Below are 8,585 nucleotides of genomic sequence, written 5' to 3'. Positions count from 1 at the left end.
TCGATCCTCGTCGACCCGGCGCCGTGGCGCACGAGGACGACGTGCCGGACCGGGACCGGAACGGTCACGGTCGCCGCGCCTATGATCTCCGCGGTGACCGCGCGCTTCGGGACGCTCGCGCCGGCCTCGTCGTCCCGAAGCGGTGCGTCGGCCGCCTCCGGCGGGAGACCGAGCGCCGCGATCGACCAGGACGTCAGCATCAACGGCCTCGGCAATCCGGTGACGTGTCCGGTGTCGAGCGCTACCGCGACCGCCTCGTCGCTGAGGTATCCGAACCCGCGAGTCAGGCACGCCGCCGTCAGGGTGCTCTTGCCGACGCCGGATGCGCCCGGGAAGAGCACGGCTTGTCCGTCCCGCTCGACGGCGCCGGCGTGCAGAAGCAGGTCCGCCGAGACGTCGATGGCCGAGGCGAGCGATCTCATGTTCTGTCCTGAGGGGCGTCGAGCACGCCGTGCTCCTCCAACTGAGCCAGCGCGGTGTCGACGCCCGCGCGGACGGTCTCCGCATCGGCGTCGTAGACCTCATCCAGCATCTCCGCGATCTCGGAGACCGTGCGCTCGCCGTCGACCAGCCGCCACACGTCGCTCGCCGTGCCGTTGAGCACCAGCGCAGTCTGCGTGCCGGTGTGAAACAGCGTGATGTCCCCGTCGATCTCCATCTCCCGGACCGACGGCTCAGGCTTGGGCACACTGTCTGCCATAACCAGCAGCATAAGGCCACGTGCCCGGGCATCGTCGCCGTTATACAACCGAAAAGGGGCATCAGATGACTTGTGGAGACAAACGCCTATGTTTGCCGTAGCATGTGTCGCGTCGCACGGGGGGCGTGTGACATCGCCTTGGGGGGCAAAGATCTATGGCAAGTACAAGTTCTACTGGTATTAGCCGGAGGAAGGTCCTGACCACAGGACTCGCGGCTGGTGGGGCTGTGTGGGTGGCGCCCGCGGTGACGGCCGTCGCCTTGGCCCCGGCGAATGCGGCGTCACCGAGCCCGGAACAACCACCGGACCGGCCGCCGGACAAACCGCCGCCACCTCCAGATGAGCCGCCGGAGGAACCACCGGAAAAGCCCGAAGAGCCTCCGAAGCAGCCACCGGACGACAAGCCGGAGCAGCCAGAGCAGCCGGACGACAAGCCCGACGAGCCTGAGGCTGAGAAGCCGGACGACAAGCCGGAAGGCAAGAAGCCCGACGACAAGCCCGGCAAGGATCAGCCTGGTGACAAGCCGGGCGACGACGTTTCCACGAGTCCGCTCCCGGACACCGGAGCCGGGGACGCCGGCACCTTGGCGGGCATCGGCGGTGCACTCGCGCTGGGGGGCGCGATCGCATACGCGGCGACACGACGAACCAACGCGGAGGCCGACGAACCGCTGAGCGGCTGACGCACCTTCTGGCTGTCGAGGGGGACACATGGGGGGCATGATTTCCGCGGCACGGCTTCCACGTCGCACGCGGAGCTCGAGAGGGGCACGACGCGGCAACGCCGGCGGACGCGCACCGCGGGTGCTGGTGGTCGTACAGAACATCCCGCTGCGCTTCGACCGCCGGGTGCGGTCCGAATGCCGGGCGCTGCTCGACGCGGGCTACGGCGTCACCGTCGTGTGCCCGAAGGATGCGCCGGACGAGCCGGATGTGCACGAACTCGACGGCGTGACGGTCCGTTCGTATCCGGCGCCGCCGGCGACGTCGGGACTGTTGAGCTACGTCCGCGAGTTCGCCGTGTGCTGGTTGCGCACCGCACGGCTGTCGCTGCGCACCGCCCGCGCCGAAGGCTTCGACGTGTTGCAAGCGTGCAACCCGCCGGACACCTACTGGCTGCTCGGACTCCTGTGGCGGCTGCGAGGCAAGAAGTTCGTCTATGACCAGCACGATCTCTGCCCGGAGGTGTACGAAGCCAGGTTCGGCGGCCGGGGCCCGCTGCATCGGATACTGCTACTCCTGGAACGCGCCACCTATGCGACCGCGGACCGGGTGGTCTCCCCCAACCCGTCGTACCAAGAAGTGGCACTCGAGCGCGGCAAGCTCCCCGTCGCGCACACCACCGTCGTCATGAGCTCGCCGGACCCGGCAGCGATGGTCCGCGGGCAGGTAGACCCGTCGCTGCGCCACGGCCGGCGGCGGCTGGCCTGCTACGTCGGGATCATGGGCCCGCAGGACGGCGTCGACCGCCTGCTCGACGCGATCGCACACTACGTCCACACCTTGAACCGCGACGACTGCCACTTCGCGCTGCTCGGCTACGGCGACAGCCTGGAGGCGCTGCTGCAGCAGCGCGACCGCCTGGGCATCGCCGAGTACACGACCTTCACCGGCCGGGTCGACCAAGCCGAGCTGAGCCGCTGGCTGTCCACGGCCGACATCGGTGTCACGCCGGATCCGCCCTGCGAGTTCAACCACCGCTCGACCATGAACAAGACGCTGGAGTACATGGCGCACGGCGTACCGGTCGTCAGCACGGATCTTCGTGAGACGCGACGGTGTGCGGGCCCGGCGGCCGAATACGTCCCCGACGGCGAACCGGCCGCCCTGGCGAAGACGATCGCCACGGTCATCGACAACCCCGCCCGCCGGCGCGAGATGGCGCTGAACGGGCGGCTGCGCATCGAGCGGCTCTTCGCCTGGCCGGAGCAGGCACGGGCCTACGTCGACATGTACGACGAGCTGCTCGGCCGCGCCCAGCGCCAGGCACCGGCCACAAGGACAACAGCCGCGGGGCCGCCAGCGGTCGCCGCGACGACACCCATCAACGGGGGGAACCAATGAAGACAGGGATACTGGCCGGCGGCCTCGGCAGCCGGCTGGCCGAGGAGACGGTGATCAAACCGAAGCCGATGGTGGAGATCGGCGGCCGTCCGATCCTCTGGCACATCATGCGGCACTATCTCAGCTTCGGCCACAGCGATTTCGTCATCGCCGCCGGTTACAAGGGCGAGGTCATCAAGCGCTGGATGCTCGACTACGCGACCCTGGCATCCGACCTGACCGTGCGCCCGCGACACGGAGAGGTGACGCTGCACCGCCGCGACGTCGACGAGGACTGGACCGTCGACGTCGTCGACACCGGGGAGTCCACCAATACCGGCGGCCGGATCAAGCGGCTGCAGCCGTGGGTGGGCGACGAGACGTTCCTGCTCACGTGGGGCGACGGGGTCAGCGACGTCGACCTCGACGCGCTGCTGTCATTCCACCGTTCGCACGGCAAGATCGCCACTCTGACGGCGGTCCGCCCGCCCGCCCGTTACGGGCACCTGGTCACCACCGGCGACCAGATCGTCGAGTTCTCGGAGAAGCCGCAGATCGGCGAGGGCTGGATCAACGGGGCGTTCTTCGTCCTCGAGCCGGCCGTCTTCGACTACATCGACGGCGACGACACACAGTTCGAGAAGGAACCGCTCGAAGAGCTGGCCAAGGACGGGCAGCTCATGGCCTACCGGCATTACGGCTTCTGGCAGTGCATGGACACCATGCGCGAGAAGCACATCCTCGAAGAGCTCTGGCGCAACGACAGTGCGCCCTGGAAGACCTGGGAGTAGACGACATCATGCGTGTCCTTGTCACCGGCCATGACGGCTACATCGGTACCGTGCTGGTGCCGCTCTTCAAGCTCGCCGGCCACGAGGTGATCGGCGTGGACAGCGGGCTGTTCTCCCGTTGCCAGTTCACTCCCGAACTCGACCGCCCCGATCGCGAGCTGTGGATGGACATCCGCGATCTTCGCGAAGAGCACTTCGACGGCGTCGATGCGGTGATCCACCTGGCCGGCATCTCCAACGATCCGCTGGGCGATCTGAACCCCGCAACGACCTACGACATCAACCACGTCGCGACCCTGCACGTGGCACGGATGGCTAAGGCCGCCGGGGTCACCCGGTTCGCGTTCTCGTCGTCGTGCAGCATCTACGGTGCGCACGGCGACGACGTCCTCGACGAGACGGCCGAGTTCCTTCCGGTCACGCCGTACGGCGAGTCGAAGGTGCTCAGCGAGCGGGACCTGGCAGAGCTCGCCGACGACGACTTCAGCCCGACGTTCCTGCGCAATGCCACCGCCTACGGTGTCTCACCGCGGCTCCGCGGTGACCTGGTCGTCAACAACCTGGTGGGTTACGCCGTGACAACCGGCCAGGTGCTGCTCAAGAGCGACGGGACCCCGTGGCGGCCGCTGGTGCACATCGAGGACATCTCCCGTGCTTTCCTGGCCGTCGTCGAGGCGCCCCGCGAGCTGGTCCACCTCAAGGCGTACAACGTGGGCCGCAACGACGAGACGTACCGCATCCGCGAGGTCGCCGAGATCGTCGCCGACGTGGTGCCCGGCTCCACCCTGAGCTTCGCCGACGGCGCCGGACCGGACAAGCGCAACTACCGGGTCGACTGCTCGCTGATCGCCCACGAGCTACCGGGCTTCCAGCCCCAATGGACGGTCCGGCGCGGCGTCGAGGAGCTGTACGACGCCTACCTCCAGGTCGAGCTCAGCGAGGTGATGCTGACCGGATCTCACCTGCAGCGGATCAAGCACATCAAGTCCATGCAGGACCAGGGCCGCGTCGACCAGGAATTGCGCGTGACCGAGGACAAGGGGGCACCGCGTGCCTGAGCAGCTGGCGAATCCGTCCCGTACGACGTCGCCGTCGATGCACAGCGACGACGGCACGGCTGCTATGTCCGGCGTCGATCGAGGGCGCATGTCTGCGCCGCGCTCGCTGCCGACGTGCCGCTCATGCGGAGGCGGCCGGCTTCGACCATTCCTCTCGCTGGGCAAGACCCCGCTCGCCGACGCACTCGTCACGGAGGACCGGCTGGACCACGTCGACTCCGCGTTCCCGCTGGACGTGGCGTTCTGCCCGGAATGCGCCCTGGTACAGATCCTGGAGGAGGTCCCGGCGGAGCGGCTGTTCGTCGACAACTACCTGTACTTCTCGTCGTTCTCGGATCATCTGCTCCAGCATGCGAAGGAACACGTCGACGGGCTTGTCACGTCGCGCGGGCTCGGGCCGGGCAGCTTCGTCGTGGAGCTGGCCAGCAACGATGGCTATCTGCTGCGCAACTTCGAGCCGCACGGCGTACGGGTGCTGGGCGTCGACCCCGCTCCGGACCAGGCGGCCGCCGCTAGGGACGCCGGCATCCCCACCGTCGAGGAGTTCTTCGGGGTGGAGCTGGCTCGGCGGATCCGCGCCGAGCACGGACCGGCGGACGTGATCATCGCCAACAACGTCATGGCACATGTCCCCGCGCTCAACGACTTCGTGGGCGGCATGGCGGAGCTGCTCGCCGACGACGGCGTGGTCACGGTGGAGAACCCGTGGGTGAAGGACCTGGTGGACAACGGCGAGTTCGACACGATCTACCACGAGCACTTCTGCTACTACTCGTGCACGTCGGTGGACGCGCTGGTCCGGCGGCACGGGATGTTCCTGAACCACGTCGAGTACTTCCCCGGCCTGCACGGCGGCACGCTGCGCTGGCACATCGGCAAGCGCGAGCATGTCTCGGCCGAGGCCCGCCGGATGCTGGATCTGGAGCGGGACTCCGGCCTGGCCGGGTTCGAGTACTACGCGCACTTCGCCGATCGGGTGGAGGACGCCCGGACCGACCTGCTGACGCTGCTCGACCAGCTCAAAGCCGAAGGTGCGTCGATCGCCGCGTACGGGGCGGCCGCCAAGGGCAGCACCATGCTCAACTACCTGGGCGTCGGGACCGAGATACTGGACTTCGTCGTCGACCGGAACACCTGGAAGCAGGGCAAGTACATGCCCGGCGTACACGTGCCGATCCGGCCGGTGGAGGCGCTGCTGGACGAGCAGCCGGACTACGTGCTGGTGCTGGCGTGGAACTTCCTCGACGAGATCCTCGCCCAGCAGGACGAGTACCGGCGGCGCGGCGGGCGCTTCATCCGCCCCGTCCCCGCCCCCGAGGTGATCCCATGATCATGAACACAAACCGTGTAAATAGCACGCCTACTGCACATGATCATGGACGCTGCCCGGCGTGCGGATCGACAGCGACGCGTGCCTTCTACGAGTGCGGCGGTGTCCCGGTGCACAGCTGCCTGCTGGTCGAGGACCAGCAGACGGCGCTGGAGTTCCCGCGCGGCGAGCTGGACCTGGCGCTCTGCACCGCGTGCGGCTTCGCCTTCAACCGGCGGTTCGACCCGTCGCACAACGCCTACTCCTCCGACTACGAGGAGACACAGGGGTTCTCGCCGCTGTTCCGGGAGTTCATCCAGGACCTCGCCGCCCAGTGGGTGCAACGGCATGGCCTGGAAGGGAAGAAGGTCGTCGAGATCGGCTGCGGCAAGGGCGAGTTCCTCGCCGAGATGGTCCGGGCCGGTGTGGCGTCGGGCGTCGGCGTGGACCCGGGCGTGCATCCCGAGCGCATCGACGACGACGTCGCCGACCGGCTCAGCTGGGTGAAGGGATTCTTCCCGCAGGACTACCCGGTCCTCGACGCCGACGCGGTGATCTGCAGGCACACGCTGGAGCACATCGCCCCGGTGGAGGAGTGGATGCGGACGGTCCGTGCCGCCATCGGCGACCGCACCGGCACCGCCGTGTTGTTCGAGCTGCCCGATGTCCGGCGGGTGCTGGAGGAGGGCGCGTTCTGGGACGTCTATTACGAGCACTGCTCGTACTTCTCCACGGGTTCATTGGCTCGGCTGTTCCGGCGCACAGGATTCGAGATCCTGCGCCAATGGACCGCGTACGACGGGCAGTACCTCATCATCGAGGCACGACCGACGATGAACGACGAGAGCGGCCTGAGCCCGATATTCGCGATCATCGAGGACGACATCGCGGCGGTGTCTGAGGCGGCCGACCGATTCGCCACCGCGCACGCGGAGATGATCGGACGCTGGCGGGTACGGCTGCGCGAGGTTGCGGACGCCGGTGGGCAGAGCGTCATCTGGGGTTCCGGTTCCAAAGGGGTCGCTTTCCTCGCCGCGCTCGGCGACGACGCGCCCCTGGTCAACGCGGCCGTCGACATCAACCCGTTCAAGCACGGCCGGTACATGGCCGGTAGCGGTCACCGCATCGTCGCCCCGAAGGAGTTGGCCGACATCCGGCCGGATCTGGTGATCGCGATGAATCCCGCGTACCTCGACGAGATCGGCCGCGACCTCACCGACCTGGAGATCACGACACACCTGGAGGCCGTGTGACACAGATGGCCCTGGAGGAGTGCCTGGCCTGTGGCGGCGGCCTGGAGGCCGTCGCCGACCTCGGCGAGGCACCGGTGCTGACCGGCGCCCTGTTCCCCACCCGGGACAGCGCGCGGGCAGCCGTGTGCGGGCAGCTCGAACTCGCAGTGTGCCACGGCTGCGGGCACGTGCAGAACGTCGCGTTCGATGCCGGACTGGTTCAGTACGACGTCAGCTATGACAACTCTCTGCACTTCTCTTCCACCTTCCAGCAGTACGCGGACGAGCTGGTGACACGGCTGGTGGACGAGTACGGCATCCGCGGCAAGCACGTCGTCGAGATCGGCTCCGGCAAGGGCGACTTCCTCGCGTCGCTCAGCGCCACCGGCGCCAACACCGGCGTCGGCTACGACCCGACGGTGCAGCCGGACACCACCATTGCGGGCGTCACTCTCGTCCAGGACTACTTCCGTCCCGGTGACCAGGTCGAGCGTTACGACCTGCTGGCTTGCAGGCACGTTCTGGAGCACCTCGAAGACCCCGGGGCGCTGCTGGCATCGCTATCGAAGGCCGCACCGGAGGGTGCCCTGTTCTACTTCGAGGTGCCGTCCGCGGAGTTCAACTTCGGCCCGGACGGGCTGTGGGACTGCATCTACCCACACGTCTCCTACTTCTCCACGGACTCACTGACGACGCTCGTGGAACGGAGCGGGTTCGAGATTCTCTCCCTTCGCCGCTCGTTCCACGGCCAGTTCCTCTCCGTCGAGGCGCGCGCGGCCGACGGTATAGCGAGCCGCCGGGACAACGACGACGCCGTCGTGCAGCATGTCGAGCTGGTCAAGAGCTTCGCCGAGCGATGGCTGTCCACGGTCGCGCACTGGCGAGACGAGGTGTCGACGCTGCGGGGCAAGGGCGAGTCGGTGGCCGTATGGGGAGCAGGTTCCAAGGGCGTCAACTTCGTCAACGCCGTCGACCCGGATGGCCGGATCGCCATCGTCGATCTGAATCCACGCAAAGACGGCCAGCATTTGCCCGGCGGCGGGCACAGGGTGGGTATGCCGGAGTCGTTGGCAGGTACGCCCGTCTCTCTGGTGCTCATCACCAATCCGGCCTACTACGCGGAGATCGCCGACCAGGTTGCCGGCCTTGGCCTCGACGCCAAGGTAGTGACGGTCTGATGGCTTCCTCGCCCCGCGTCACCATCGGCCTTCCCGTTTATAACGGCGAGCGCTACCTCGCCGACGCGATCGCGTCGATCCTGGCCCAGGAGTTCGCAGACTTCGAGCTACTCATCGCGGACAACGGTTCCACCGACGCAACGGCCGACATCTGCTCCGACGCCGCTCGCAGTGACTCTCGCGTCACGGTCCACCGCAGCGACGTCAACCGGGGCGCGGCATGGAACTACAACCGCCTGGTCGACCTCGCCCGCGGCGAGTACTTCAAATGGGC

Annotated in this window: 9 protein-coding genes and 1 pseudogene; 8 read left to right on the top strand and 2 right to left on the bottom strand. The window is 67.7% G+C overall.

The window, feature by feature from the left end; translation table 11 throughout:
- Both ELR45_RS19105 and ELR45_RS19100 read right to left on the bottom strand, forming a co-directional pair.
- A pseudogene (locus ELR45_RS19105) lies at positions 1 to 422 on the bottom strand (hypothetical protein); the annotation flags it as partial.
- Positions 419 to 700: a PqqD family protein gene (locus tag ELR45_RS19100; protein WP_165367922.1), complete on the bottom strand. Its 282-nt coding sequence runs from the start codon at positions 698 to 700 to the stop codon at positions 419 to 421. The pseudogene ELR45_RS19105 and the gene ELR45_RS19100, both read right to left, overlap by 4 nt.
- A gap of 227 nt (positions 701 to 927) precedes the next feature.
- Here ELR45_RS19100 and ELR45_RS19095 point away from each other — a divergent pair, with 227 nt between their 5' ends.
- The 8 genes from ELR45_RS19095 to ELR45_RS35475 form a co-directional block, all read left to right on the top strand.
- On the top strand, positions 928 to 1,383 hold the full coding sequence (locus ELR45_RS19095; RefSeq protein ID WP_165367921.1) for an LPXTG cell wall anchor domain-containing protein: 456 nt from the start codon (positions 928 to 930) through the stop codon (positions 1,381 to 1,383).
- A gap of 28 nt (positions 1,384 to 1,411) precedes the next feature.
- A complete protein-coding gene (locus tag ELR45_RS19090) occupies positions 1,412 to 2,764 on the top strand; it encodes a glycosyltransferase family 4 protein (RefSeq protein ID WP_205856866.1) in 1,353 nt (450 codons plus the stop codon).
- The gene (rfbF, locus tag ELR45_RS19085) at positions 2,761 to 3,534 is read left to right on the top strand and encodes a glucose-1-phosphate cytidylyltransferase (protein ID WP_129667805.1); all 774 of its coding nucleotides are present in this window, start codon (positions 2,761 to 2,763) and stop codon (positions 3,532 to 3,534) included. The genes ELR45_RS19090 and rfbF overlap by 4 nt, the downstream gene beginning before the upstream one ends.
- 8 nt (positions 3,535 to 3,542) lie before the next feature.
- Positions 3,543 to 4,592, top strand: coding sequence for an NAD-dependent epimerase/dehydratase family protein (locus ELR45_RS19080; protein WP_129667804.1), 1,050 nt, complete (start codon positions 3,543 to 3,545; stop codon positions 4,590 to 4,592).
- 64 nt (positions 4,593 to 4,656) lie between these two features.
- A complete protein-coding gene (locus ELR45_RS19075) occupies positions 4,657 to 5,922 on the top strand; it encodes a class I SAM-dependent methyltransferase (RefSeq protein WP_420813912.1) in 1,266 nt (421 codons plus the stop codon).
- Positions 5,919 to 7,154: a class I SAM-dependent methyltransferase gene (locus ELR45_RS19070; protein ID WP_205856864.1), complete on the top strand. Its 1,236-nt coding sequence runs from the start codon at positions 5,919 to 5,921 to the stop codon at positions 7,152 to 7,154. Before ELR45_RS19075 ends, ELR45_RS19070 begins: the two co-directional genes overlap by 4 nt.
- 5 nt (positions 7,155 to 7,159) lie before the next feature.
- Positions 7,160 to 8,311: a class I SAM-dependent methyltransferase gene (locus ELR45_RS19065; RefSeq protein ID WP_240759910.1), complete on the top strand. Its 1,152-nt coding sequence runs from the start codon at positions 7,160 to 7,162 to the stop codon at positions 8,309 to 8,311.
- Positions 8,311 to 8,585: glycosyltransferase family 2 protein (locus ELR45_RS35475; RefSeq protein ID WP_165367920.1), on the top strand; the 275-nt coding region annotated here is incomplete at its 3' end. The genes ELR45_RS19065 and ELR45_RS35475, both read left to right, overlap by 1 nt.

It is taken from the genome of Phytoactinopolyspora endophytica (genome assembly GCF_004138495.1).
Taxonomy (GTDB): domain Bacteria; phylum Actinomycetota; class Actinomycetes; order Jiangellales; family Jiangellaceae; genus Phytoactinopolyspora; species Phytoactinopolyspora endophytica.
Note: the sequence above shows the minus strand (reverse complement) of the source record. Positions and strands in the feature narration are given on the sequence as shown.

What these genes read in the sequence shown, in the direction of transcription:
- ELR45_RS19090 (WP_205856866.1), top strand. Translation starts at nt 1,412, where the DNA reads ATGGGGGGCATGATTTCCGCGGCACGGCTTCCACGTCGCACGCGGAGC.
- rfbF (WP_129667805.1), top strand. Translation starts at nt 2,761, where the DNA reads ATGAAGACAGGGATACTGGCCGGCGGCCTCGGCAGCCGGCTGGCCGAG.
- ELR45_RS19100 (WP_165367922.1), bottom strand. Translation starts at nt 700, where the DNA reads ATGGCAGACAGTGTGCCCAAGCCTGAGCCGTCGGTCCGGGAGATGGAG.
- ELR45_RS19065 (WP_240759910.1), top strand. Translation starts at nt 7,160, where the DNA reads ATGGCCCTGGAGGAGTGCCTGGCCTGTGGCGGCGGCCTGGAGGCCGTC.
- ELR45_RS19080 (WP_129667804.1), top strand. Translation starts at nt 3,543, where the DNA reads ATGCGTGTCCTTGTCACCGGCCATGACGGCTACATCGGTACCGTGCTG.
- ELR45_RS19070 (WP_205856864.1), top strand. Translation starts at nt 5,919, where the DNA reads ATGATCATGAACACAAACCGTGTAAATAGCACGCCTACTGCACATGAT.
- ELR45_RS19075 (WP_420813912.1), top strand. Translation starts at nt 4,657, where the DNA reads ATGTCCGGCGTCGATCGAGGGCGCATGTCTGCGCCGCGCTCGCTGCCG.